We start from the raw sequence: 25874 nt of genomic DNA on the forward strand, positions 1-25874 counted from the left end.
GCCGAGGAGAGTGAGCCCGGTGACCACCCCCGGACAGCAGCAGGAGCCGGCCGGATCGGTCCGCTCGTGGCTTCTCGAAGGTCTTCAACGGGACCGAGGGGCGGGCGGCCCCCACGCCGACGAGCCCGGCGTCCACCACTCCTGGTGGCAGGTGATGTGCCTCACCGGGGTCGACTACTTCTCCACCCTCGGCTACCAGCCCGGCATCGCCGCGCTGGCGGCGGGCGCGCTGTCGCCGGTCGCCACGTCGCTGCTGGTGGTGCTTACCCTGTTCGGCGCCCTGCCCACCTATCGGGCGGTCGCCGAGCGCAGCCCGCACGGGATGGGCTCCATCGCCATGCTCGAACGGCTGCTGCCCCGCTGGTGGGGCAAGCTCTTCGTGCTCGTGCTGCTCGGGTTCGTCGCCACCGCGTTCGTGTTCACCATCACGCTGTCGGCGTCCGACGCGACCGCGCACATCCTGCAGAATCCCTTCGTCCCCGAGTCCCTCCAAGGCCAGCGGGTCGTCATCACGCTGCTGCTGATCGCCGTGCTCGGCGCCATCTTCCTGCGCGGGTTCAGCGAGGCGATCGGCCTGGCCGTGGTGCTGGTCGCCGCCTATCTCCTGCTCAACGTGGTCGTCGTGGCGGTCTCGCTGAGCGAGGTCGTGACCAACCCCGGCCTGCTGGCCGACTGGCGGCACGCGCTGACCACGGAGCACTCGGGCCCGCTGGCGATGATCGGGATGTCGCTGCTCGTGCTGCCCAAGCTCGCCCTCGGCCTGTCCGGGTTCGAGACCGGCGTCGCCGTGATGCCCCAGATCAAGGGGGAGTTGTCCGAGCGGATCAAGGGCACCCGCCGGCTCCTGACCACCGCCGCTGTGATCATGAGCGTGTTCCTGCTGGCCAGCAGCGTGGCGACGAGCGTGCTCATCCCCGCGAACGAGTTCAAGGAGGGCGGCAAGGCGAGCGGGCGGGCTCTGGCCTACCTGGCCCACCACTACCTCGGCGACTGGTTCGGCACCGCGTACGACGTGAGCACGATCGCCATCCTCTGGTTCGCCGGGGCGTCCGCGCTGACCGGGCTGCTCAACATCGTGCCCCGCTACCTGCCCAGGTACGGCATGGCGCCCGACTGGGCCCGGGCGGTGCGGCCGCTGGTGCTGGTCTTCACCGCGATCTCGTTCGGCATCACGATCCTGTTCGGCGCCCAGGTGGAGCCGCAGGGCGGCGCGTACGCCACCGGTGTGCTCGCCCTGATCCTTTCTGCGGCGACGGCCGTCACGATCGCCGCCTTCCGTGAGGGCCGCCGCGCGTCCGGCGCGGCGTTCGGCGTGATCGCGGCCGTCCTGCTGTACGCCGCGGTGGAGAACATCCGGGAGCGGCCCGACGGCCTGCAGATCGCGCTGCTGTTCGTCCTCGCGATCGTCGTCACGTCGCTGATCTCGCGGGCGACCCGCTCGACGGAGTTGCGCGCCACCCACATCGAGCTCGACGAGACGGCCAAGAAGATCGTGCTCGACCTCGACGGAGAGCTACGCCTGATCGCCAACGAGCCGGACGCGCGAGACCCGGCCGAGTACGCCGAGAAGGACCGCGAGACACGCGAATACCATCACCTTCCGGACGACGAGCCGATGATCTTCCTGGAGGTCACGCTCGGCGACGCCTCGGAATTCGAGTCCGAGCTCCGCGTCCTTGGGGAGATGCGGCACGGCTACCGGGTGCTCACCGTGCACAGCCCGGCAGTTGCCAACACCGTCGCCGCGATCCTGTTCCACCTGCGCGACCTGACCGGCAGGCGGCCGCACGTCTACTTCCACTGGGCGGAGGGCAACCCGGTGGGCGCGCTGCTGCGCTACCTCGTGTTCGGGGGAGGCGACGTGCCGCCGCTGACCCGCGAGGTCATCCGTAAGGCCGAGCCGGAGGTCGCCCGCCGCCCGCAGGTGCACGTGAGCTGACCACCCCGCCGTGGACGACCGGGCGGCGGTGAAGGGTCCGGCCGCGTCGCCCGCCTGCAAATCGGCCCGCGGCGCTGACAGGTCAGTGCGCGTAGAGCCGGGAGCAGACCTCGACGCCGGTGAGCACGAGCAGGCAGGCCGCGAGCAGGGGCTGCGTGGGGAACGGCGGCCGGGCGCGCTTGCCGGGGATCCGCGGCGGCGTCGCCGGCTCGGGACGGGTGACCGTGATCTCCGGGTGATGGGCGAGGTAACCGGTGGGGAACGTCGTCACGCTGCCGCAGCCGCAGGCCGGGCAGGTCCTCCCCGACCAGGGGGGCTGGGCCGGAAGGCCGCGCAGCGTCCACACCGTGACGTCGCCGCCGTGCCCGTCCGGGACGCGCCGGACGACATACTCCTCCTCCCAGACGCGCAGGCAGTGCAGGCACTCGTACGGCCATGTCTCGTAGGTGCTGAACCCCTCATGCACCGTGGTCACCCCCCAGGTCGCGAAACAGCCCCGTTTACGAGTGTCCGCGTGGAGTTGGAACCCCCGCAAGAGGGACGTTTGCCACGATGGGTAATTATTGGGCCGCGCTGAGTGATGCACCGTCAGGCGAGTTCGAGCACGCCGTCTATCACGCCGAGCGCCAGCGTCTTGTAACCGACCGTGTCGAACAGCACGGTGATCCGGTCCTCCTCGCGGCTCATGACCACTCCGTGCCCCCACTCGGCGTGCCGTACGTTCGCGTGCAGGGCGAACGGCCCTTCGCCCGTCTCGGGAACCGTGGCGGTGCCTGCCCGGCAGGTGTCACAGGCGCCGCAGGCCCGCTCGTACGGCTCGCCGAAGTACTCCAGGAGGAAGCGGCGGCGGCAGCCGGTCGTCTCGGCGTATCCGCGCATCATGTCCAGACGCGAGTCCTCAAGACGGTGCCGGGTGTCGTCGAGCTCCATCGCCCGCGCCGCAGCCTCGTCCGGCGACGGCCCGTCGGGCAGGTAGGTGAGCACGCCTCCGTGGGCCATCTCCAGGGCGCCGGCCCGCTCCAGGAGGTTCACCTGCGAGGTGAGCTTGGCCGCTCCGACGCCGAGCAGCTCACGCAGCTCCGCCGACGGCACTTCGCCGCCGTGCTCCCGCACGATGGTGGCGACGCGCCGCATGAGCTCCTCGTCGGCCCGGCCGCCGGCGAAGAACTTGCGCAGGCCGAGATCCTCCGACCGGTAGAACAGCACGGCGGACGCCGGGTTGCCGTCGCGGCCGGCGCGCCCGATCTCCTGGTAGTACGCGTCGAGCGACTCGGGCGGGGTGGCGTGCAGCACGAACCGGACGTCGGGCTTGTCGATCCCCATCCCGAACGCCGACGTGGCGACCACGACGTCCAGCTCGTCGCCCTGGAACATCTCGTGGATCCTGCGGCGGTCGGTCGACTTCATCCCCGCGTGGTACGGCTCGGCCCGGCGGCCCTTGTCCCTCAGCAGCTCGGCGTACTCCTCCGCCTGCCTGCGCGTCGCGACGTAGACCAGTCCCACGCCGTCGAGCCCGGCGGCGTGCTCGGCGAGGGCCCGGCGCTTGTCGTCCTCGGTGACGAACCGGCGGACCAGCAGGTCGAGGTTGGGCCGGTCGAACCCGCGGACGATCTGCTGGGCGCCGATCAGGCCCAGCGACTCGATGATCTCCTCGCGGACGGTGGGCGCGGCCGTCGCGGTCATCGCGATCACCGGTGGATGGCCGAGCAGCTCGATGACCTTGCCCAGCCGCAGGTACTCCGGCCGGAAGTCGTGACCCCAGGCGGAGACGCAGTGCGCCTCGTCCACCGCGATCAGGGACGGCCGCGTCTCGGCCAGCCTCTCGACCACCTCCGGCTTGGCGAGCTGCTCGGGCGACAGGAAGACGTACTCGGCGTCCCCGGCCGTGACCTGGTCGAGGCCCGCGTCGACAGAACCGGCCGAGTTCACCGCGACGGCGCCCGCCGCGCCCGCCTTGAGCAGGCCCATGACCTGGTCGCGCTGGAGCGCGATGAGCGGCGAGACGATCACCGTCGGGCCGTCGAGAAGCAGGCCGGGCACCTGGTAGACCGCCGACTTCCCGGCGCCGGTCGGCATCACCAGCAGCACGTCGCGCCCGGCGAGCAGGTGCTCCATCGCCTCCTGCTGGCCCGGGCGGAGCTGGTCCCACCCGAACGCCTCCCGGGCGGTCGACCGCAGCCTGCGGCTCCGCGGGCCGAGCCGCCTGCCGAACCGGCCCGCGGCCCAGCCGCTGAACCAGCTTCCCGACCATCCCCGGGACCAGCCGCCCGCTCTGCCGCCCAGCCTGTCGCCGGGACGGCCGCCGGAGCGGTCGCCGAACCTCTGCCGCACACCCATGCCGTCGTTCCCCTCGCCGGATCGGCACTGCAGTACCCCAGGCTTGTCACTCGAATCGCGGCGTTCACAGGGGAATCGGCGCCGCGCCCGGCACCCCGGGGAATAGCGGTCCGCATCGCGGCTTTGGACAACAGTATGAGAGCGATCGTTTACACCGAGACAGGGGACAGCGGCGTCCTGCGCCTGGCCGAGCGCGCCGCACCGGAGCCGGGGCCGGGCGAGGTGCGGGTCCGAGTGGTGCGATCGGGCGTCAACCCGACCGACTGGAAGTCGCGGCGCGGCGGGCTCGGCTTCGCCGAGGCGGTGCCGAACCAGGACGGCGCCGGCGTCGTCGACGCCGTCGGCCCGGGGGTCGAGGGGCTTCAGGAGGGGCAGCGCGTGTGGCTGTGGGAGGCCGCCTGGCAGCGGGCGGACGGCACGGCGCAGGAATACGTCGCGCTGCCCGCGCGTCAGGCCGTGCCGCTGCCCGACCAGGCGTCGTTCGACCTCGGCGCCAGCATCGGCATCCCCGCGCTGACCGCCCACCGCTGCCTCACCGTCGCGGACGGCGGCCCGGAACGCCTCGGCCCGGGAACGCTGAGCGGCAGGACCGTGCTGGTGGCGGGGGGCGCGGGGGCGGTCGGCAACGCCGCCGTCCAGCTCGCCCGCTGGGCCGGAGCGACCGTCGTCACGACGGTGAGCAGCCCCGCGAAGGCCCGGCTTGCGGCCGCCGCGGGGGCGGACCACGTGGTGGACTACCGCGCGGAGGACGCGGCGGACGCGATCAGAAAGGTGGCTCCCGGCGGGGTGCACATCGTGGTGGAGGTGGCCCCGGCGCCGAACGCGGCGCTCGACAACGCCGTCGTGGCCCCGGGCGCTGTGGTCGCCGTCTACGCGGAAAACGGCGGAGACGAGGCCACCCTGCCGGTGCGCGAGCTGTACACCCGGAACGTCCGCTACCAGTTCGTCCTCGTCTACACCATGCCCGAGGCCGCCAAGCTGGCCGCCGTGGAGGACGTCCGCGCGGCGGTCGCCGCCGGAGCCCTGCTCGTGGGGGAGGATGCCGGGCTTCCCCTGCACCACTTCCCGCTGGAGCGGGCCGCGGAGGCTCACGACGCGGTCGAGAGCGGCGCCGTCGGCAAGGTCCTGATCGACGTGGCGGAGGGCTGACCGGGGCGGGCGCGGGGTCCCGGCCGTGACGGGGGGCGACGGCGAAGGAGCCCCAGGCTGTAGCGTCAGGTCATGCGACTCGGAGTACTGGACGTGGGATCCAATACGGTGCACCTGCTGGTGATGGACGCGCACCAGGGCGCCCGGCCGCTTCCGGCCTTCTCCCACAAGGAGGAGCTGCGCCTCGCCGAGCACCTGGTGGACGGCAACCGGCTGTCCCAGCAGGGCGCCACCCGCCTGCGGACGTTCGTCGAGGAGGCGATGCGGATCGCCGAGGACAAGGGCGTGGAGGACCTGGTGGCCTTCGCGACCTCGGCCGTCCGGGACGCGGTGAACGGCGAGGACGTGCTGGCCCAGATCAAGGCCGACACCCGGGTCGACATCCAGGTGCTGTCCGGCGGCGACGAGGCGCGCCTGACGTTCCTCGCCGTGCGCCGCTGGTTCGGCTGGTCGTACGGGCGGCTGCTCGTCGTCGACATAGGAGGCGGGTCGCTGGAGATCGCCTCGGGCAACGACGAGGAGCCCGACGTCGCGGTCTCCCTGCCGCTGGGGGCGGGGCGGCTCACCCGTGACTGGTTCACCTCGGACCCGCCCGCGGAGGAGGAGGTCCGCGCGATGCGGCGGCACGCCCGCGCCGAGATCGCCCGGACGGTCGGGGCCGTCACCAAGTACGGCAGGCCGGACCACGCCGTCGCCACGTCGAAGACCTTCCGCCAGCTCGCGCGGATCGCGGGCGCGGCGCCGTCCAGCGAGGGCGCGTACGTCACCCGGACGCTGGCCCGCGAGGACCTGGCCAAGTGGACCGGCAAGATGGCGCGAATGTCGGCGGCCCGCCGGGCCGAGCTGCCCGGCGTGTCGGTGGGAAGATCGGGGCAGCTCCTCGCCGGCGCGCTGGTGGCCGACGCCGCCATGGACCTGTTCGACCTGCCGGTACTGGAGATCTGCCCATGGGCGCTGCGCGAGGGCATGATCCTGCGCCGTCTCGACATCCTGCCCATGAGTCGCCTCTCGGTGGCCGATCAGTAAGGTATGACCCCCGACTGAACGGGCAATGCCCCCATATCCGGCAAAGTCCGGTTCGAGGGTGCACGGTGTCGGCCCTTGGGCGGCATCCGCCGGACATCGGGGCCGACAGGTGGAGGACGCGCAATGGTGGAGCTGCTGGGAGGGTTCGTCTCCCTGGCGGCGGTGTCGGCGCTCCTGCTGGTGTCGCTGGTGATGATCTCTGTCATGACGCTGGTCGTACTGGGCGTGATGGCGGCGATCACGGGACGGGAGGCGTACGGATACGCCGAGGCCGCGCAAGCCGGGACGGCGTCCGTGCGCGGCCGCGGGACCGCGTCCTTGCGCGGTGCCGGGCCGGCGACGCTCCGCTCCCACGCGAGCGGAGGAACGCGGGCGGGCTGACGGTCACGCCGAGGGCGGTCACGCCGGTACGCCGAGGCGCACCGGCGTGACCCCGCGCCACCGCCGTCCCGGCGCGCCGCACCCCGGCCACGCGCCGGCCGAGGCGTGGCGGCGGCTCGCGTACGTCGCGGACCACGTCGTCAGAGGTCGAGCTGGCGCAGCAGCGTCCGGTGCGTCGGCTGGTAGCCGAGGGCGTCGTTGATCCGCCGCATGGGGAGGTTGCCCTCCGCGGTGTCGGCCAGCAGTCCGCCGAGGCCGGGGTGGCGCTGCCGGGCCCGCCTGATCGCCTCGGCCTTCATCCAGCGGCCGAGACCGTGCCCGCGGTGCTCCGGCAGGACTCCGGTGCCGTAGTGCTGGCCGTCGCCCTCGCCGTCACCGGGGACGACGAGTTCGGTGAACCCGGCGACGGACCCGTCGGACTCGTCGATCACGGCCACGGTGTGCAGCAGCTCGCCGCGCTCCGCCACCGCGGCGGCCGCGGCCCGGACGGCCTCGACGTCCCAGGCCACGGTGCCGAAGTCGGTGTCGTCCATCGGCATGTCGTCCATGGCACGGCGGGAGGCGGCGAACGTCTCGGCGAGCTCGTCGGGGACGACGCCGTCCCAGGAGGTCAACCGGTAGCCGGGATGCGGCTGCGCGGCGATCCGGGTGAGTGCCGCCAGGTCGGCCGTCTCCAGCGCCAGCCGGGTGAACATCAAGGTCAGCACCTTGCGGAAGCCCTGGGCCGCGAGGAACAGGTCACCCGGGGAGCCGGCCTCCGCCTGAGAGATGAGGCTGCGCCGGCCGTCCTGCCTGGCGGCGGCAACGGCGGCCGCCATCAGTTGTGACCCGATGCCGTGGCGCCGCTCGTCCGGGTGGACGTGGAGGTCGGCCTCCGCCAGATGTGTCTGCCCTGCCCGGCTGGTCAGCCGCAGGTACGCCGATCCGACCGGGTATCCGTCGCTGTGCGACGCCAGCCACACCAGGCGGGGAGGGGACGCGCCGTGGCGGAGCTCGGTCAGCGGGGTGATGCGAATCGGCACGATCTCTCCGTCGTCGGTGGCCGGCTGGCGGGCGGCCGCGACCGGAGGACGCGCCGCCGGCTTCGCGAGAGCGCGTCGACACCGCAGCTCAGGCCGCGACCCGGAGCACCGTATCCAGCGGGACGTAAGGGATCAACCGGTTAAAGACGTAAGGGATCAACCGGTTAAAAGCGCGCCGAACGGCGCCAGGCACGCGAACCGGAGCCCGCCGTGATCATGCCAGAGTGCCCCGGCGGGCCGCCCGAGTCGGTGCCGCCGACCTAGTCGCGATCTGTGCTGGAGAGCGCTTTGACCAGCTCGGTGAGGCGAGCCACCTGCGTTTCCAGCCCGCGCACCCGCGCCTCCAGCTCGGACAGCGTGGGCGTCTGGAAGCCGTCGGCGATCTGCCTGCTCATGATTTCCTCCCGAGCGGCGCCGGTTGAGGGACCGGCGTTGGGGTGCAGGGCTGAGGGATCTGGGGGACGCAGTTTCCTATTCCCAGATTGAGCGATTTGGCACCTCGATTCGCCATGGACATTGCACTCGGCGTCTCGCGCGACCTTGCGGCGCGGTGTTCCGGCTGTGTCCCGGGCCCGTTTCCGGGCCCGGGACGGTTGCCGGCGGCGATCCCGGTGAGGATGGAGGGGGTGAAAGTCGTCGTCCTGTCGGACACCCACGCCCCCCGGCGGTGGAAGTCGTGCCCGCTGGCGGTGGCCGAGCATCTCCGGCACGCCGACGCGATCCTCCACGCGGGCGACGTCTGCACGGCCGGCGTCCTCACCGAGCTGTCCGGCTACGCCCCCGTCCACGCGGTGCTCGGCAACAACGACGGCCCGGACGTCGCCGCCTGGGGCGCCCCGGAGACCCTTGAGCTCGATCTGGGCGGCCTCGCCGTCGCGATGATCCACGACAGCGGCCAGGCCGCGGGCAGAACCCGGCGCATGCGCCGCCGGTTCCCCGGCGCCGACCTCGTCGTCTTCGGCCACTCGCACATCCCGATGGACCTCACCGGGGACGGAATCCGCGTCTTCAACCCCGGCTCGCCCACCGACCGGCGCCGCCAGCCCCACGGCACCATCGGCATCCTCGACATCCGTGACGGGAGACTGGCCGAGGCCAGGATCGTGCCCGTCACCTAGGCCGCGCCGGTGCCGGCCGATTTTGAGCAGGGGCATACTCACGCGGCCGGGGAAGTCCGGCCGCATGGTTTCTTCATGCGCAGACTCGTGCCAGCGATCCTTATCGTCACCGCGCTCATGGCGGCGCTGTCGCCGGCGACCGCCCGGGCGGACGCCGCGTACGTCGACTACGCCACGATCAAACCGCCGGACAACTTCGTGGAGTTGCGCGGCGCGCGCGAGGAGTACAGGGTGCCGCCGGTGCTGGCGGCCGCCTGCAAGAACGCGCCGGGCGACTACGGCGAGGACTACCCGGCGCACATCCTCGCCGAGGTCACGCTGTTACGCATGCTGGACACCCGGAACGGAACGGTCTCGATCCAGCGGGCGGTGAACGGCGGCGACGACGGCACCACCCGCACGTATCCGCCGATCAGCCAGCCCTCCGACGCCGCCGAGTGCCTCAGCCGGCGGGTCACCGACTGGAGGGACGACTTCGGCACGGTGCCGTTCAACGGCAAGACCCGGGTGAACTCCCCGGGCTGGGACATCGTCGCGTCCGAGCTGGAGCGGATGCCCGAGCTGTACGGCCGGCCCGGCACCGAGTTCACCGAGCTGTGCCACGACGGGGACTGGGACCTCACGATGGGGATGGCGCTGCGCGCCTGGTCACTGGCGCGCTACCACTTCGCTCCCGCCGACGTGGAACGGCTGGACCGGAAGATGTCCCGCGTCGTGTGGCTGCAAGGGAGCGAGACCTCGGCCGACACGGTCAACTGTGAGATCGCGGGCCGCGACATCAGCGAGACCGAGAACCACAACCTGATGATCGAGTCCACCCGCTACCTCCACAACGAGCTGCTACCCACGCTGAGCCAGTTCGACGTCGAGACCGCCTCCAACGACGCCGTCCGCGTGTACGTCCACGACGCGCACGCCGACAACGCCACCAACGGTGTACGCGCGGACCTGGACCGCAAGCTCGGCATCTGGCTCACCACCGACTTCCTCGAGTACAACTCCCGCCCCTACGCGCGTCTGCAGATGATCGGGCTGCTCAACCTGTACGACCTGGCGCCCGCGGACGACCCCCTCCGGCCGAAGGTCCGTGCCGTGCTCGACCTCATCGCGGCCAAGGCCGCCACCGGGTCCATGGGCGAGCTGCGCAATCCGACGTTCCGCCGCAGGGAGAGCGAGCGGACCGACCGGCTGTTCGACTCCGACGCGATCTCGCCGATGATGCAGGTCTGGATCGGCGACCTGGCCCCCGTGGCCCAGTCCGCGGCGAACTTCGCCGAGGAGGGCACCATCGCGGCGTCCTCCCGCTACCGCCCCCCGGACGTGCTTGCCGACCTCCTGCTCAACCCGCGGCATCACGACTATCTGCAGGGCTTCAACGGCCGTGGACAGGGTGAGGTGGCGTTCGGAGCGGCCGGGCTCACCATCTCCGGCGGCGGCCTCACCACCCCCTGCCCGTACGGGACCTTCCTCGGCATCTGCTTCGGCTCGGGCAACGACGAGGGACATCCGGAACGGCTGCTGCTGATGCCGCGGCGCACCAGGGCCGCGGCCGCCGCCCCCGCGGCGGAGTCCTGGATGATCCGTGGTGCCGAGCGCAGCAGCACGTGCCTGGCGAGGGGCATCGCCTGCGCCGCCGACTGGACCCTCGGTTCGTACGTCCCGCCCGCCACCGCGGAATGCCGCGTGGAGCTCGCCGAGGGCAGGGACCGGATCCGGGCGCTGCGGTTCGATCCCGTCTGCATGAAGGACCAGGATCCGCCGGGATTCGGCTCGACCTGGCCCGCGGACTCGTGTTTCTACGTCTACATCCGCGATCTAGGGCACGACTACTGGGAGCCCCCGCTGTCCTATCTCGTCGTCCACACCTGCACGCCCGCGCAGGCGGCGGCCGGTTTCGCGCCGTTCGTCTCCTACCTCACCAACGGCCTCGGCCGGCCCAGCGCGTCCCACTGCGGACGGCCCCACGGCAAGCACGTGGGGGGACTGTGCCCGGGATGGTCGGCCGCGCTCACCCCGCCCAAGGTGAACGGCCCGCTCACCCCCGGGGAGAGGGTGACGATCCGGATGGACCAGAGGGCCTACCAGGTGACCGGGGCCCCCGTGCGGAACGGCTCCGCGAACGGTGACGTGGCCCAGCTCCTGAGCGGTCTGCGGCTCCGGCTCGCCCTGCCGGCCCTCGGCGAGCAGTTCGTGGACACCCCGACCGGCACGGTCACCGAGCCGGACGGCCCCCGTCCCTTCACCCTGACCGGAAAGGTCCCGGGCACCGGCACCGAGCTCGTCACCGGGCAGGCGACCGCGACGTTCAGCGGCGTCGTCCATCCCGAGCTGGTCAGGGACGTCGAGATGACGGTCGTCGACCAGACGAGGGCAGACGAGTGCGCCGCCGAGCCCGGCTGCACGCCGCCGCCCCCCATCCCGATCGGCAACGGCCACTGGACGTTCTACTACCGGGGCACCCCCTTCGAGTCCGGGCAGCCCGTCTCCTACTCCTCCGACGATCTGTACGTCAATCCCGCGCACACCTATCGGATGCACGCCTGCTTGACCTGGTGGCGGTTGTACAGCTCGGCGGACTATTGGAACGACCCGTTCGGGAGCGTGAACCCCGCCGCGCACCGGACGTGCCAGGACATCTCCGTCACGCCCAGCTGACCATGCCGCCAAAGTCGTACGCGAAGGGTGGCTAAGGCGGCTCAGGAGGGGCATGGGGCCCCGTATGAACGAGCACAGACCACAACCCGACCCGCGTTCGCGGTTCGAGGACGAAGGTATTCCGGATCTGCAGGAGGGCACCCCCGGGCAGCAGTGGGCGCAGGACCCGCAGGAGGCGCCGCTGCCCGGCGACCGGCCCGTGGGTCTCGACGAGTACGGCACCACGACGCGGGAGATGCGCGAAGGGGAACCCCTCGACCAGCGGTTGTCGCGCGAGGTGCCGGACGTCGAGCCACGGCTCGGCGTGGGCGACCGGGACGAGGAGCAGCCGGCGGGCGACGAGCAGCTCGACTCGTCCGTGGACGAGGAGGATCCCTGGACGGGCGACGGGGTGGCGGACGTCCTGGGGGAGGGCCGGGATGCCGGCGACCTGCTGTACAACGGTGGCGAGCAGCTCCCGGCCGGCCGCCTCGTCGACCCGGACGAGGGTCTCGGGGAGGACGTGGACAAGGAGCTGATCGGCACCGACGTCGGTCCCGACGTCGGCGGTTACTCCCCGGAGGAGAGAGCCATGTACATCGAGGGCGACGACCGCGTCTGAGCCGACCGGGCCTGAGCCGACCGGGCCGGGCGGCGGGGCGAGATCCGCGCGCCGCGGCCGGATTCGTTACGCTGCCACGATGGCTGAGGTTGAGCAGACGCGGCACGAGTGGCGGGTGCCGTGGCAGATCGTCGCGCTGAAGGCCGCCGGCGTCGCCGTGTGCGCGGTGCTGGCGATCCTCGGCGACCACCGTCAGCTCTTCCTCGCGGGGGTGGCCGGCATCGGCTGCGCCGTGCTCGCGGTACGCGACCTGATCGTCCCCGTGCGGCTCTCCGCAGGGGCGGACGGCCTCGTCGTCACGGGCCTGTCGGGCAGGGAGCGGATCTCCTGGAACGACGTCGACCGCATCCGGGTGGACTCCCATCGCCGCTACGGCCTCACCACCGAGCTTCTGGAGATCGACGCGGGCGACCAGATCCACCTGTTCAGCCGCTTCGACCTGGGCGATTCGGTGGTGGAGGTGGCCGAGACGCTGATGCGCCTGCGGCCCTGACCTCCGCACGCCTGCGATCGGTCGCCGTGGCGGCGGTCACCTGGAATCCGCGACCGCCCCCACGTCAGGCGGTCAGGCGGCCCCGCAGGCCGTGCCGTTCAGTGTGAATGTGCCGGGCGCCGGGTTGGACCCGCTGTAGGTGCCCTGGAAGCCGAAGCTCGCGGTGCCGCCTCCCGCGGCGATCGTGCCGTTCCAGGACACGTTCTTCGCGGTGACCTGCTGGCCCGACTGGGTGATCGTGGCGTTCCAGGCGCTCGTGACCTTCTGGTTGCCGCCGAAGGTCCACTGGAGCGTCCACCCGTTGACCGCCGCCGACGACCTGTTCGTGATCGTGACGTCCGCGGTGAAGCCGCCGCCCCAGTCGTTCGGCTTGTACGTCACCGTGCAGCCGCCCGCGGTGGGCGTCGGGCTGGGCGACGCAGAAGGCGAGGGCGAGGGCGACGGTGAGGGCGAGGGCGAGGGCGACGGTGAGGGACTGGGCGAAGGGGAAGGGCTGGGCGAGGGTGACGGGCTCGGGCCGGCGTACGAGAGGCCGAAGCCGTAGGTGAACAGCGCCGGTTTGCCGTCCCCGGCGTTGATCGGCTGCTGGTCGGCGCTGCGCATCCACGTCATCGGCAGTTTGCCGGTCGGGGAGTAGTCGCCGAAGAGCACGTCGGCCACACCCCGGCCCTCGGTACCGGGCAGCCATGCCGCGACCAGCGCGTTCCACTGGTCGATCTGGGAGGCGATGTCGAGCGGCCGTCCGGAGACGAGCACGACGACCAGCGGCACGCCCGACGCCTTGAGCCGCTGCAAGGTGGCGAGGTCGGTCGAGTCGAGGCTCAGCGAGCCGGGCCGGTCGCCGTCGCCCTCGGCGTACGGCGTCTCGCCCACGACGGCCACGGCGGCGCGGTAGGAGGAGTCGATGCCGGTGCCGTCGCGGTTGTAGGTGATCTGCGTGCCGGACTCGGCGGCGTCCCGGATGCCCTGCAGGATGGTCGTGCCCGGGGTGGTGTTGCCGGACGCGCCCTGCCAGGTGACCGTCCAGCCGCCGCTCTGGTTGCCGACGTCGTCGGCGTTCTTGCCGGCCACGAAGATCTTGCCGCCGCTCTTGGCCAGCGGGAGCACGTTGCCGGAGTTCTTCAGCAGGACCAGGGACTCGCGTACGGCCTCGCGGGCGATGGCGCGGTGCGCGGCGCTGCCGACGGTGGAGGCGTAGGAGCGGTCGGCCAGCGGCTTCTCGAACAGCCCGAGCTCGAACTTCTTGGTCAAGATCCGCCGGTTGGCGTCGTCGATGCGGGACATCGGGATCCGGCCCGCCTGGACCTCCGACTTGAGCAGCGAGATGAACCTCTTGTAGTCGTTCGGCACCATCACCAGGTCGATGCCCGCGTTGACGGACGCGGTGACCTCGGCGGCGGTGAAGCCGGTCTGCCCGTCGAGCTGGTCGATGGCGGCCCAGTCGCTGACGACGAACCCGGTGAAGCCGAGCTCGCCCTTGAGCACGTCGGTCAGCAGGTACTTGTTGCCGTGCATCTTGACGCCGTTCCACGAGCTGAACGACGCCATGACCGAGCCCACGCCGCGCTGGACGGCGGCCTTGAACGGCGGCAGGTGGATGGCCCGCAGGTCGGCCTCGCTCAGCTCGGTGTTGCCCTGGTCGTCGCCGCCCGTGGTGCCGCCGTCGCCCATGTAGTGCTTGGCGGTGGCGAGGATCGAGGCGTTCCCGGCCTTCTGGAAGCCGTCGATGATCGTGGTCATCTGGGTGACGAGCTGCGGGTCCTCGCTGAACGACTCGTACGTGCGGCCCCAGCGGTCGTTGCGCGCGACGCAGAGGCAGGGGGCGAACGTCCAGTCGATCCCGGTGCCGGAGACCTCCTCGGCCGTGGCCTGGCCGATCCGCTGCACGAGGCCGGGGTCGCGTGTCGCGCCGAGCCCGATGTTGTGCGGGAAGATCGTCGCCCCGACGACGTTGTTGTCACCGTGCACGGCATCGATTCCGTAGATCATCGGGATGCCGAGCGGGGTGGACAGCGCCTGCCGCTGGAAGTTGTCGTACATGTCCGCCCAGGACGATGCCGTGTTCGGCGAGGGGGCCGAGCCGCCGCCCGACAGGATCGAGCCGATCCGGTAGGTCGCCACGTCGGAGACGGGGCTCAGCGCGGCCCGCTCCGCCTGGGTCATCTGGCCCACCTTGTCGTCGAGGGTCATCCTCGACAGCAGATCGTTCACCCTCGTCGCCACGGGAAGGGCCGGATCCCTGTACGGCTCGCCCGCGGCCCTCGCGACGTCATGCCGCGCCGTGAACACCACGCTCATCGTCAGGGCGAGCAGCGCCGCGAGCATGGCGATCCACACGAGCCTCAGCCGTGATGCCATCGGATCCTCCCTCATCGTCCGTAGGGACCGTAAGAACGCCGGGATGGAACGGTCAATCGGATCAGGGGACGCCAGAAGGTGACCAGCCGGAAGCCGCGAAACTTTCACCTCCAGCGGAGCGAGGCTGTGATCCGCGTCCCGCGCGGCGCTTCCCCGGTGGACGTGCCCCGGTGGACGTGCCCCGGCGGACGCCGAGCCTCAAGTCATGCCGGGAGTGGGCTCTGGTGGGAGTGGGCTCTGGTGGGAGTGGGTGCGGCGCGGGCGGGGGATGCTCTTCGCCGTCGTCACCTGTTAGGGGCCCGCAGTTGCGCATCACCGCCGTCGAGTCCACCGAGCTCTTCGTCGATGGACCTCGCCAGATCGTCCGCGTCATCCTCGAACCGGCCGCCTCCGGCGCGACCGTCCAGTCTCCTGCGGCGGCCCACCCTCCTGTGGCGGCGCCGGCCGATGTGACCATCCGGGTGGAGGGCCCCGGTGTGGAGGGCTCCGCCCGCTACCGCGCCGCCGACCATCCGGCCCGGGAGGGCGCCCCGGTCCAGGCGATCGCCGTCGAGGTCCCCGTGGAGACCGCCGAGGCCCCCGGCACGCGGATCCCCCTCACCGTACGGGCGGGGGGTGACGGCGGCGAGGACAGCGCCACCGGCGAGCTGGTCGTCGCCGAGCCGGGATGGACCGTGTGGATGGTGCCGCACTTCCACTACGACCCCGTCTGGTGGAACACCCAGGCCGCCTACACCGCCACGTGGGACGACGCCGGCGGCTGGGCACAGGCCAGCCGCTCGGAGTTCCAGCACGCGGGCTTCGAGCTGGTCCGGCTGCACCTCGACACGGCGAGGAGGGAGCCGGGCTACAAGTTCGTGCTGGCCGAGGTCGACTACCTCAAGCCTTACTGGGACGCCCATCCGGAGGATCGGGCCCATCTGCGGCGACTCCTCCACGAGGGCCGGCTGGAGATCATGGGCGGCACCCACAACGAGCCGAACACCAACCTGACCGGCGCCGAGTCGACGATCCGCAACATCGTCCACGGGATCGGGTTTCAGCGGGACGTGCTCGGCGGCGATCCCCGCACGGCCTGGCAGCTCGACGCGTTCGGGCACGACCCGCAGTTCCCCGGGCTGATCGCCGCGGCGGGGCTCGGCTCCAGCTCGTGGGCGCGCGGGCCGTTCCACCAGTGGGGGCCGATGCTCCGTGGCGACGGGTGGAACGATCCGTCCGTCATGCAGTTCCCGTCAGAGTTCGAATGGCTGGCGCCGTCGGGGCTCGGGGTGCTCACCCACTACATGCCGGCCCACTACAGCGCCGGGTGGTGGATGGACTCCGCGCCGACCCTGGAGCGGGCCGAGGCCGCGGTCTACGCCCTGTTCCTGCTGCTCAAGAAGGTCGCCGCCACCCGGAACGTCCTGCTGCCCGTCGGCACCGACTACACCCCGCCCAACAAGTGGATCATGGACATCCAGCGCGACTGGAACGACCGGTACGTCTCGCCGAGGTTCGTCTGCGGGCTGCCCAGGGAGTTCTTCGCCGCCGTCCGGGCCGAGGCGGTGGAGCTGTCGCCCCAGACCCGGGACATGAACCCGATCTACACCGGCAAGGACGTGTCGTTCATCGACACCAAGCAGGCCCAGCGGCACGCGGAGACCCGGCTCGCCGACGCCGAGAAGCTCGCCACGATCGCCACCGCCGTCCTCGGCGCGCCGTACCCCGACGCCGCGCTCGACAAGGCGTGGCGGCAGCTCGTGTACGGCGCGCACCACGACGCGATCACCGGCTCGGAGTCCGACCAGGTCTACCTCGACCTGCTCACCGGCTGGCGGGAGGCGTACGACCTGGGCGGGCAGGTCCTCGACGCCTCTCTGCGCCGCCTCAGCGCCGGACTGCCCGGGGTCGCCGTCTGGAACCCGTCCTCCTGGCCGCGCACCGACCTCGTCCGCGTACGGCTGTCGCTGCCCGAGCCCGGCTCGTACGGCGTCGTCCTCGACGCGCAGGGGAGCGGCCTGCTGCTGGAGCATCCCGAGCGCCATCCGGACGGCAGCCTGGCGGCCGTGGACGCCGTGTTCGTCGCGAGGGACGTCCCCGCGCTCGGGTATCGCACGTTCCGGCTCGTCCCGACGTCCGAGCCGTCCCCGATCGGCTGGACCGCACAGGAGGGCACCCGGATCGAGAACGCCACCCACGTGGTCGAGGTCGACCCGGCCAGAGGGGGCGCGGTGTCCAGCCTCCGCGTCAACGGCCGGGAGCTGCTCCAGCGCGGCCGGGTGGGCAACGAGTTGCTGGTCTACGACGAGCACCCGGCCCATCCGCGCTTCCACGAGGGCCCGTGGCACCTGGTGCCCAGCGGCGGGGTGACGGGCTCCGCCGGGTCGCACGCCGAGGTGACGGCCGAGCGATGCCCGGCGGGGCGGCGGATCACGGTGACCGGCCACGTGGGCCCGGTCGCCTACACCCAGGAGATCACGCTGTGGGACGGCCTCGCCCGGGTCGGCCTCACCACCCACGTGGACGAGTTCGAGGGCGCGGACCGGCTGCTGCGGCTGCGCTGGCCGGTCGCGGTGCCGGGCGCCCTCCCGGTCAGCGAGGTCGGCGACGCCGTGATCGGCCGAGGCTTCGCGCTGATCGACGTGGACTCCGCCGAGCATCCGTGGACGCTCGACAACCCGGCGCACAACTGGTTCGCCCTGTCGTCCACCGCCCGCGTCGCCGTGCGCACCCCCGGCGGGCGCGACGCGGGCACCCGCGCCATCGGCGTCGCGGAGATCATCGCGCCCTCCTCCGGCGCGTCCTCGCGTGATCTGGCGGTCGCCCTCGTCCGGCAGGGCGTGACCTCGACGTGCTCCACCGCCCCCGGGCCCCGGTACGGCGATCTGGCGGTGGACTCCAACCTGCCCGACGTCCGGATCGCGGTCGGCACCCCGGAGGAGAACCCGTTCGTGGCCGAGGTGCTGGACGACGCGGCGGCGGCCCTGCTCCGCGAGCAGCTCGGCGCCCGGGGCCGGGTGCGCCTGTGGATCCCCGCCGAGGAGCCGCTGGAGAAGGTGTGGGTGCCGAGCGCCGACCTGACGGGGACGCGGGCGCTGCCGGTGCTGATCGTCTGCGGGGAGGGCGCGGTCGAGGAGCTGATCGACGACCTCGGCGACGCGACGATCGAGGTGGTGCAGCCCGGCGCGGAGCCGGTCGAGCCCGGCCTGGACGACTACACGGTGGGCATCGTCAACCGGGGCGTCCCCGGATTCGCCGTCGACCCGTCGGGGGCGCTCCACCTGTCGTTGATGCGGTCGTGCACGGGATGGCCGTCCGGCATCTGGATCGACCCGCCGCGCCGCACCGCGCCCGACGGCTCCAACTTCCAGCTCCAGCACTGGACGCACTCGTTCGAATGCTCGCTGGTCGCCGCTCCCGGTGACTGGCGCGACGCCGATCTCGTACGGATCGGGCACGACGTCAATCACCCTCTGCTCCCGCTGGTGCCGGGACAAGGTGCGGCGGAGAGCACCGCGGCGGAGCCGGACGCGGCGCGGTCGTTCCTGGAGACCGGGCCGGGGCTGGTCCTGACGGCACTCAAGCGCGCCGGGAGCCCGCTGGCCTCCGGCCGCCTCCCCGGCCCGGTCACGGGGATCACGGCGCGGCTCTACGAGGCCGGCGGAGGCGGGACGCCGCTGGCGATCACGACCGCGCTGCCCGCCGGGCCGTGGCGGCGAGCCGACCTGCTGGAGATCCCGTCGGGCGCCGCTCCCGGCGCCCTGGAAGGCATGGAGATCGTCACACTCACCGCGCCCCTCCAACCGGACGGAGCGCCGTCCACCGGCGTCAGGGATGAGCCTGCGCCGGGTGATCCCACGCCGGTGGCCTTCGGAGCGAGGTGGGCGGCGCGGGTTCCCGAGAGCGGGCCAGTCGTGCGCGACGGCGAGGGCGAGCCGGTCGGCGCGGGAACCGGAGACGAGCCGGGGCGGGCCGGGAGTGAGTCGTGGCGGGCCCGGGGTGCGATGGCACCGGACGCGGAGCCGCACCAGCCGGTCTTCACCCGGTACTGGCTCAACAACACCGGGCCGGCGCCGATGGGGAACCTCCCCGTGGCGGTCCACCTGTCCAGCGCCGACCTCGACGTCACAGGGCCTGTCGAGCTGACGCTCACGGTGGCGTCCGACCTCACCGATGACAAGGCGTCCGGCGTCGTCGTGCTCACCCCGCCGGACGGCTGGACGGTGGAACCCGCCGTCCGGCCCTACGCGCTGCCCCCCGGCGGTCACGCCCGCGTCCCGGTACGGCTGACGCCTCCGCTGGACCTCCAGGGAGGGCTGCACCTGTTGAGGGCGTCGACCGAGTTCGGCGGGCAGACGTTCGAGGACGTCACCCGGTTGCACGTCGGCGGGCGCCATCCTCGTGGGCTGTCGGTGTCGCTGGAGGGCGTGGGCGCCCCGCCTACCGTCCGGCTGCCGCCGGGGGGAGAGGCGGAGATCGTGGTCCGGCTGGAGTCGGAGGCGCTGTCGCCGATGCCGGCCCAGGTGCAGCTCATCAGCCCCTGGCAGACCTTCGACCTGTTCCCGGTCTGGAACACCGGAGCCGTCGTCCCGGCGGCGGGGGAGGCGGAGGTCCGCTTTCCCGTCCGGGCCCCGTGGGGCGCCAGGCCGGGCAGATGGTGGGCGGTCGTCAAGGTGGCCTGCGCCGGATGGCTGCACTACACCGACAGCATCGAGATCGAAGTCGAGCGATGACCGCGCACCCGCACCACGCCGCTCCGGCCGCTCCGGTCGCGTGCGGCTCCGTGGAAATCGCGGCCGTCGTGGGGGAGCGGGCCGTCACGGTCGTGGAGGTGGAGGCACGCCTGGGCCGGCTCAGGAGCGGGCCGCTGGCCGGCCGCCTACCCGATCCGCGCACCGCCGAGGGACGCAACCTGCGCCGCTGGCTGGTCCAGGTGATGGCGGCCGAGCTGATCGTCGAGCAGGAGGCCGCCCGCCTCGGGGTCCTCCCCGAGCCGGCCGGGGACGCCGATGTCTCCGAGCCGTCCGGGGTCCTGCCGTCCTGGGCCTTCGACCTGTCCGAAGGGGACGAGCGGTCCGGGGTCGTCGGGTCGTCCGGGGCTTCTGGCGGGCCGGGTGGGGCTTCTGGCGGGCACGATGGGCAAGGTGGGCCGGAGTGGCCCGCCGGGCCGCTGACGCTGGGAGCGGCTCTCCGCACGGGCGGGGTGGCGGCGGCCGTGCTCGCGGCCTCGCCCCTCGCGCGGGCGCTGTGCCGTACGGTGGCCGGGGGGTGCGAGCCGCCTGAGGAGGAGGTCCGCGACTATTACCGGCGCAACCTCGACCGGTTCACCAGTCCGGAGACGCGATGGGCGTCTCCTTTCGGGCCCATCAGGAGAGGCGAGATCGAAGGGCCGATCGAGGACGCCGTCTTCTCGGCCAGGGAGGGCGACACCGTCGGCCCGGTCGACGGACCGGGCGGCCCCTGGACGCTGGTCGTCGAACGGGTCGAGGAGGGCGGGCGGGAGCCGTACGACGCGGTGCGTGAGCGGATCCGCCGCGAGCTGGGCGACGCGCGCCGGGAGCGGGCCTTCGCACGCTGGCTCGACGGCCGTCAGGCCGCCGTGCGGCTGATGCCCGGGTACGAGCATCCGGCAGATCCGGCGCACACCGACGCCACCCATCGGCACTGACGACGCAGCCCGGACACGACGGTCCAATAGTGACGATTAGGGGCAAAAGACTAGGCATGGGACAGCAGCTCAGCGCGTTCGACGCGCAGTTCCTCAACTTCGAGACGGCGACCAACCTGGCGCACATAGCCGGGCTCACGATCCTCGATCCTTCGGGGGCCCCGGGCGGCGCGGTGACCCGGGAGAGCCTGGTCACGCTGCTCCGCGGGCGGCTGCACCTCGCGCCGCCGCTGACACGGCGCCTGGTGGAGGTGCCGCTGGGGCTCGACCACCCCTATTGGGTGGAGGAGCGGGACGTCGACTTCGACTACCACGTCAGGGCGCTCGCGCTGCCTTCGCCGGGGAACGACCACCAGCTCGCCGAGCAGGTCGCCCGGTTGCACGGGCAGCGGCTCGACCGCCGCAGGCCTCTGTGGGAGCTGTACCTGATCCACGGCCTGTCCGGGGGGCGGGTGGCGCTCTACACGAAGGTGCACCACGCCGCCATCGACGGCGTCACGGGGGCCGAGGTGCTGGCCGCGCTGATGGACTTCGACCCGAAGCCGTGTCCCGCGCCGCCCCCCGACGTCCCCGCGTACGACGGCTCGTCCCCGTACGACGACGAGGACGCGCCGGAGGGGGACGCCCCTGACGCGGTGGAGATGCTGATCAGAGGCGTGGCCCGCGTCCTGGACAACCCGCTGGCCCTGCTGCGCTTCGTCGCCGAGGCGATGCCCCGGCTGGACGAGGTGCCGGTCATCGCCCAGATCCCCGGCGCGGGGCTGGTGTCCCGGCTGGTCCGCGGGATCGGCGCCGAGCGGCTGCCCGGCCTGCCGCGCATCGCGGTGCCGCGCACGCCGTTCTCGGGCAGGATCTCCCAGCACCGCCGCTTCGCGTTCGGGCAGCTGTCCCTGGACGAGGTCAAACGGGTCAAGAACGCCTTCGGCGTCACCGTCAACGACGTCGTCATGGCGATCTGCGCCGCCGCGCTGCGCCGCTGGCTGGCCAAGCGCGACGAGCTGCCCCAGGTGCCGCTCGTCGTCGGCATCCCGTTCTCGACCAGGGAGATGCCGGTGAACGGCTCGAACGGCGTGAACGGCCCGGCGGCCAACAAGGTGACCCTCACGATGACGACGATCCCCACCGACGTCGCCGGCCCGGAGGAGCGGCTGCGGTCGGTGAGCGACTCCATGCGGCTGGTCAAGGAACGGCTGGCGGCGGCGCCGGCCACCTGGATCCTCGAGTTCAGCGCGGCCATGCCCGCCGCGCTCAACGCCCTGGCCGCCCGATCCGCCTTCCGGCTCGCCTCCCGCAGGGCTCCCGCGATGAACCTGATGATCTCCAACGTGCCGGGGCCGCAGTCGCCGCTCTACGTCTGCGGGGCACGGGTGCTGGCCCAGTACCCCATGTCTGTCATCACCGACGTGAGCGGCGGGATCAACATCACCGTCTTCTCCTACGACGGCGGTCTCGACTTCGGCATCGTGGTCGACCGCGACATGGTGCCTGACGTGTGGGATCTCATCGACTACCTTCGCGACGCCCTGGCGGAGCTGGGCGCCCTCGCCTCCCTCGTGGGCGGCGACTGACCGCGGGCTATCCGTGGAACGAGCTGCCCGCCCTGTCCTCCCCGGTCACCCGGCCGACGCAGCGGTAGGTGCGGTCGCCGGCCGCGAACCTGGCGGCGCTGGGCGGGAGCACCTCGGCACTCCACCGGCCCGCCGCCACGGAGGCCGCCTGCCCGCGCCGCGAGCGCAGCAGGGTCGCCATCGAGCACAGCCCGGCCACCGTCGGATTCCTGGCGACCGTGTCCTCGTCGCTGCTCGTGAGGTCCGCGGGCAGACGGGCGATCGCGAACGTCTCCCACGCGTGCGTCCGGCCGCAGGCGACCGGACGGGCCGTCACGTCACCCGCGACGGAGACGAGGCCGGCCCAGCACTCGGCCGTGGTCACGCAGGCGGCGCCCGCCCCGCGGACCTGCGCGGCAGGGCAGCCGCGCGTCGTGGCCGGCACGCCGACGTCCACGGCGGCAGGAGTGGCCGTCCGCTCACCCGTTCCGGAGGTCTCCTGGACGGTGGGGTGAGCGGTGGGGCGGGCGGAGGGCTGGGCACCCGGCGCCCGGCCCTCCAGGAGCATCACCGCGAGCCCTCCCGCGAGGAGCAGCGCGAACGCCGCGGTCACGGCGCCGAAGACCAGTGAATGCCTCGACCCGCCGCCGGGGAGGTCCGCCGGTGGACGCGTGGCCGCCCCGCCCGGCGAGGTCGCGGCCCGCCGGGCATCCCGCGGGTCCCGTACGGCTCCCGCGCCGGGCGGCGACGTGGCCGCGCGCCGGAGGTCACGCGGGTCCCGCACGGCTCCCCGGCCGGTGCCGAGGTGGGGCGGAGGAGGAATGGTCCCGTGGGAGCCCGGCCCCGACGGATGCCGCTGCTCGGGCACCCGGGCCGCCACGTCGTACGCGGGGGAGTGCGGCACATGCGGGCCGTACGCGCCGGAGGGCGGAGAGCTGGGAGGCCGCTGGCCGGGGACGGCGGCCGCGGGGGCGCCCGAGCCGTCGGGTTCCAGCGCCGCCAGCGCGTCCCTGAGCCCGGCGGCCGTCGGCAGCCGCCGTGCGGGGTCGCTCACCATGCCGTGGCGTAAGACCGCGGTCAGCGCCGGCGGCACCCCCGGGATGTCGGGTACGGGCAGCCGGTGCAGTGCCATGATCACCGCGATGTTGACCACCCCGCTCTCGGGGAAGCGCGGAGGCCTGCCCGACAGCAGCGCGTAGAGCGTCGCGGCGAGCGAGTAGACGTCCCCGGCGGCCGTCGGCTCGGTCAGGTCGAAGGCCTCCGGAGGGGCGTAGGCGGGGGTGAGCGACTCGCGGGTGACCGACACCTCGTCCCGAGCCCCGCCCTGGCCCGGCATGGTGGCCAGCCCGAAGTCCGACAGGGCCACCATGCCGTAGGAGTTGATGAGGATGTTGGCGGGCTTGACGTCCCGGTGCAGGACGCCCAGGCCGTGGGCGGCGGCCAGCGCGTCGGCGATCTTCATGCCCGCGTCGCGGACGTCCCGCGGGCTCATCGGCCCCCGTTCGCGGAGCCGGTCGGCCAGGGAGCCGTTCGGGCACAGCTCAAGCACCATGTACGGCCGGCCGTCGGGCAGCACGCCCGCGTCGTAGACGTCGGCCACGTGGGGATGCCCCGACAGGGCGCCGGCGGAGGTCACCTCGCGCATGAACCGCCGCCGGTCACGGTCGGAGACCAGCACGCGGTTGTCGACCTTCAGGGCGACCTCGCGGCCCACCGCGAGCTGCCTGGCGCGGTAGACGACCCCGAAGCCGCCCTGGCCCAGGATCCCGAGCGTCTCGTAGCCCGGCACCAGCGGCCCGCCCGCCTCGCCCACCTGACACCTCCAGACCTGGCGGAAACCCGCGTCCGGCACATTACCGGAGGGATCGCCCCGTGATCGCCGCCCGCGGAGACCCGTCCCCGGACCGTCACCCGGCCGTCCGGCGGGCCCCCGCCCGTACGACGCCGGGACCCGTGCTCCGCACGCGCCGGGCGGCGCGCGGCGGGTGGTGGCGATACGCCGGGACGGGGACGGACCGGCCCCTATGCTGGGGCTCATGACGGGCGGCACAGCGGATCACGGCGGCCGGAGCCCGGAGCGCCGTCAGGAGCTGCTCGACGCGGCCGACCGGGTCATCCGCAGGGAGGGCCCGGAGGCGTCGATGGCCGCGATCGCGGCGGAGGCCGGGATCACCAAGCCCATCCTCTACCGGCATTTCGGCGACAAGAGCGGGCTGTACCAGGCGCTCGCCGAGCGGCACACCCGGATCGTCATCGACCTCCTGCGGCCGGAGTTCGCCAAGGCCATGGCCGACCCCCGCGTGCGGGCCCGGGCCACCATCAGCGCGTACCTGGACACGATCTCGGCGAACCCCAACCTCTACCGGTTCCTGTTCCACCGGGCCAGCGCGGAGGACAGCCGCACCCACACGCAGATGGCCGCCATCGTGCGCAGCGTCGGCGAGGAGCTGGGCGCGGTCCTCGGCGAGGGGGGCGTGGCCGATCCCCTCCGCGCCCAGGTGCTGGGCCACGCGTTCGTCGGCATGGTGCAGGCCATCGGGGACTGGTGGCTGGAGAACCCCCGGCTCGACCGCGCCACCGTCGTCGACAGCCTCGTCGACGTCATCGCCGGAGCCCTCCAGGGCGACCCGGGCGCCTCCGCCACGCCGGCGACGGCGGGGCGGTGACCCAGAGGCCGCTCGTTCGGCGTCGTCATCCCGTGTCCGGCGCTTGGTCCGGCGTCAGCCGCCCGCCCGGGACAGCGTGAAGGCGGTCAGGAAGCCGGCGACGGTGATCAGCCCGATCAGCAGGTGGGCGTTCTCGAAGGCCTCCGGGATCATGGTGTCGGCGACCATGGAGAGGATCGCGCCGGCGGCGAGCGCGGTGATGGCGGCCAGCACGCCTCCGGAGACGCCGCCGAGCAGCGTGTATCCGGCCACGGCCGCCAGGGCGCTCACGACGGCGATGCCGCACCACAGGCCGAACACGTAGCGAGGGGTGCGGTGCGCGTTGCGCATGCCGGCCGCGCTGGACAGGCCTTCGGGGACGTTGCTGATGAACACCGCGGCCACGGTGACGACGCTGACCGCCCCTCCGCCGAGCAGGCTGACGCCGATCACGATCGATTCCGGGATGCCGTCGAGCAGGGCGCCGAGCGCGATCGCCGAGCCCGAGCCGTTCTGCTCCTCCTCCGACGGCTGCTGGCCGCCGGACCGCTTGCGGTGCCGGGCGCCCCGCCTCGCGAGCAGCACGTTGCACCCCGTGTAGAGGACCGCGCCCGTGACCGCGCCGAGGACGGTGGGGACGAGCCCGCCCCGCCGGTGCGCCTCGGCGATCAGCTCGAACGAGACCGCCGAGAGCAGGACGCCCGCGCCGAAGGCCATCACCGACGCGATCAGACGTTGCGGCACCCGCGCCAGGAAGCCCAGCGCGGCGCCCACGAGCAGGGCGCTCCCGGCCAGCAACCCCCAGCCGCCCGCCTGAGCCCACCCCGGCAGGACGGGCAGGGACGCTGTGGCCCTCGCGGCCTGCTCCGCCTGTACGGGAGAGGCGGGCGTGACCAGCCGCGCCGTCAGGTCGCCGACCACCGGCGACAGTTGACCATGGATCCGGCCCACGTCTA

The 25874-nt window shown here is 72.7% G+C and carries 19 protein-coding genes; 12 read left to right on the forward strand and 7 right to left on the reverse strand.

Going from position 1 to position 25874, the window contains the following annotated elements:
• Positions 1–19 precede the first annotated feature (19 nt).
• A complete protein-coding gene (locus AB0B72_RS06060; RefSeq protein ID WP_367737232.1) occupies positions 20–1939 on the forward strand; it encodes an amino acid transporter in 1920 nt (639 codons plus the stop codon).
• An 82-nt stretch (positions 1940–2021) separates the two neighbouring features.
• Here the strand turns inward: AB0B72_RS06060 and AB0B72_RS06065 are convergent, their stop codons facing one another.
• Together AB0B72_RS06065 and AB0B72_RS06070 are read right to left on the reverse strand one after the other, a co-directional pair.
• Positions 2022–2405, reverse strand: coding sequence for a hypothetical protein (locus tag AB0B72_RS06065; RefSeq protein ID WP_367737233.1), 384 nt, complete (start codon positions 2403–2405; stop codon positions 2022–2024).
• Positions 2406–2527: 122 nt separating this feature from the next.
• Positions 2528–4276 carry a RecQ family ATP-dependent DNA helicase gene (locus AB0B72_RS06070; RefSeq protein WP_367737234.1) on the reverse strand — a complete coding sequence of 583 codons (1749 nt, stop codon included), beginning with the start codon at positions 4274–4276 and terminating at the stop codon, positions 2528–2530.
• Between the two features lie 135 nt (positions 4277–4411).
• Here AB0B72_RS06070 and AB0B72_RS06075 point away from each other — a divergent pair, with 135 nt between their 5' ends.
• From AB0B72_RS06075 to AB0B72_RS06085, 3 genes are all read left to right on the forward strand, one after another.
• Positions 4412–5425 carry an NADPH:quinone reductase gene (locus tag AB0B72_RS06075; RefSeq protein WP_367737235.1) on the forward strand — a complete coding sequence of 338 codons (1014 nt, stop codon included), beginning with the start codon at positions 4412–4414 and terminating at the stop codon, positions 5423–5425.
• 72 nt (positions 5426–5497) lie between these two features.
• On the forward strand, positions 5498–6451 hold the full coding sequence (locus tag AB0B72_RS06080) for a Ppx/GppA family phosphatase (protein ID WP_367737236.1): 954 nt from the start codon (positions 5498–5500) through the stop codon (positions 6449–6451).
• A 123-nt stretch (positions 6452–6574) separates the two neighbouring features.
• Positions 6575–6832, forward strand: a complete 258-nt coding sequence (locus AB0B72_RS06085; RefSeq protein ID WP_367737237.1) for a hypothetical protein — start codon at positions 6575–6577, stop codon at positions 6830–6832.
• Between the two features lie 140 nt (positions 6833–6972).
• On the opposite strand, the gene AB0B72_RS06090 is transcribed toward AB0B72_RS06085, so the two are convergent.
• Entirely contained in the window at positions 6973–7854 is an 882-nt protein-coding gene (locus AB0B72_RS06090) for an N-acetyltransferase family protein (RefSeq protein ID WP_367737238.1), read from the reverse strand.
• Positions 7855–8114: 260 nt separating this feature from the next.
• Complete coding sequence (locus AB0B72_RS06095; RefSeq protein WP_367737239.1) at positions 8115–8249, reverse strand: hypothetical protein; 135 nt, start codon at positions 8247–8249, stop codon at positions 8115–8117.
• Between the two features lie 222 nt (positions 8250–8471).
• Here AB0B72_RS06095 and AB0B72_RS06100 point away from each other — a divergent pair, with 222 nt between their 5' ends.
• The 4 genes from AB0B72_RS06100 to AB0B72_RS06115 all read left to right on the forward strand — a co-directional run bounded on the left by AB0B72_RS06100 (position 8472) and on the right by AB0B72_RS06115 (position 12721).
• Positions 8472–8972: a metallophosphoesterase family protein gene (locus AB0B72_RS06100; protein ID WP_367737240.1), complete on the forward strand. Its 501-nt coding sequence runs from the start codon at positions 8472–8474 to the stop codon at positions 8970–8972.
• 75 nt (positions 8973–9047) lie between these two features.
• Positions 9048–11627 (forward strand): hypothetical protein, encoded by a 2580-nt coding sequence (locus AB0B72_RS06105; RefSeq protein ID WP_367737241.1) that lies wholly within the window; start codon positions 9048–9050, stop codon positions 11625–11627.
• Positions 11628–11691: 64 nt separating this feature from the next.
• Entirely contained in the window at positions 11692–12228 is a 537-nt protein-coding gene (locus tag AB0B72_RS06110; protein WP_367737242.1) for a DUF5709 domain-containing protein, read from the forward strand.
• Between the two features lie 79 nt (positions 12229–12307).
• Positions 12308–12721 (forward strand): PH domain-containing protein, encoded by a 414-nt coding sequence (locus AB0B72_RS06115; protein ID WP_367737243.1) that lies wholly within the window; start codon positions 12308–12310, stop codon positions 12719–12721.
• A 72-nt stretch (positions 12722–12793) separates the two neighbouring features.
• Here the strand turns inward: AB0B72_RS06115 and AB0B72_RS06120 are convergent, their stop codons facing one another.
• On the reverse strand, positions 12794–15079 hold the full coding sequence (locus AB0B72_RS06120) for a glycoside hydrolase family 3 N-terminal domain-containing protein (protein WP_367737244.1): 2286 nt from the start codon (positions 15077–15079) through the stop codon (positions 12794–12796).
• Positions 15080–15384: 305 nt separating this feature from the next.
• Between AB0B72_RS06120 and AB0B72_RS06125 the strand changes: the two genes are divergently transcribed.
• From AB0B72_RS06125 to AB0B72_RS06135, 3 genes are read left to right on the forward strand one after another with little or no spacing between them, the layout of a single operon-like run.
• Positions 15385–19791 carry an NEW3 domain-containing protein gene (locus AB0B72_RS06125; RefSeq protein WP_367737245.1) on the forward strand — a complete coding sequence of 1469 codons (4407 nt, stop codon included), beginning with the start codon at positions 15385–15387 and terminating at the stop codon, positions 19789–19791.
• Positions 19788–20726 carry a peptidylprolyl isomerase gene (locus AB0B72_RS06130; RefSeq protein WP_367737246.1) on the forward strand — a complete coding sequence of 313 codons (939 nt, stop codon included), beginning with the start codon at positions 19788–19790 and terminating at the stop codon, positions 20724–20726. Before AB0B72_RS06125 ends, AB0B72_RS06130 begins: the two co-directional genes overlap by 4 nt.
• Before the next feature lie 56 nt (positions 20727–20782).
• Positions 20783–22294 (forward strand): wax ester/triacylglycerol synthase family O-acyltransferase, encoded by a 1512-nt coding sequence (locus AB0B72_RS06135; protein WP_367737247.1) that lies wholly within the window; start codon positions 20783–20785, stop codon positions 22292–22294.
• Between the two features lie 7 nt (positions 22295–22301).
• Here the strand turns inward: AB0B72_RS06135 and AB0B72_RS06140 are convergent, their stop codons facing one another.
• Positions 22302–24086, reverse strand: coding sequence for a protein kinase (locus tag AB0B72_RS06140; protein ID WP_367737248.1), 1785 nt, complete (start codon positions 24084–24086; stop codon positions 22302–22304).
• 223 nt (positions 24087–24309) lie between these two features.
• Between AB0B72_RS06140 and AB0B72_RS06145 the strand changes: the two genes are divergently transcribed.
• The gene (locus AB0B72_RS06145) at positions 24310–24939 is read left to right on the forward strand and encodes a TetR family transcriptional regulator (RefSeq protein WP_367737249.1); all 630 of its coding nucleotides are present in this window, start codon (positions 24310–24312) and stop codon (positions 24937–24939) included.
• Between the two features lie 54 nt (positions 24940–24993).
• Here AB0B72_RS06145 and AB0B72_RS06150 read toward each other — a convergent pair whose 3' ends face one another.
• Positions 24994–25869: a ZIP family metal transporter gene (locus tag AB0B72_RS06150; RefSeq protein ID WP_367737250.1), complete on the reverse strand. Its 876-nt coding sequence runs from the start codon at positions 25867–25869 to the stop codon at positions 24994–24996.
• Between the last annotated feature and the right edge of the window lie 5 nt (positions 25870–25874).

The sequence above is a fragment of the Microbispora sp. NPDC049125 genome (genome assembly GCF_040802045.1).
In the GTDB taxonomy this organism is placed as follows: Bacteria; Actinomycetota; Actinomycetes; order Streptosporangiales; family Streptosporangiaceae; genus Microbispora.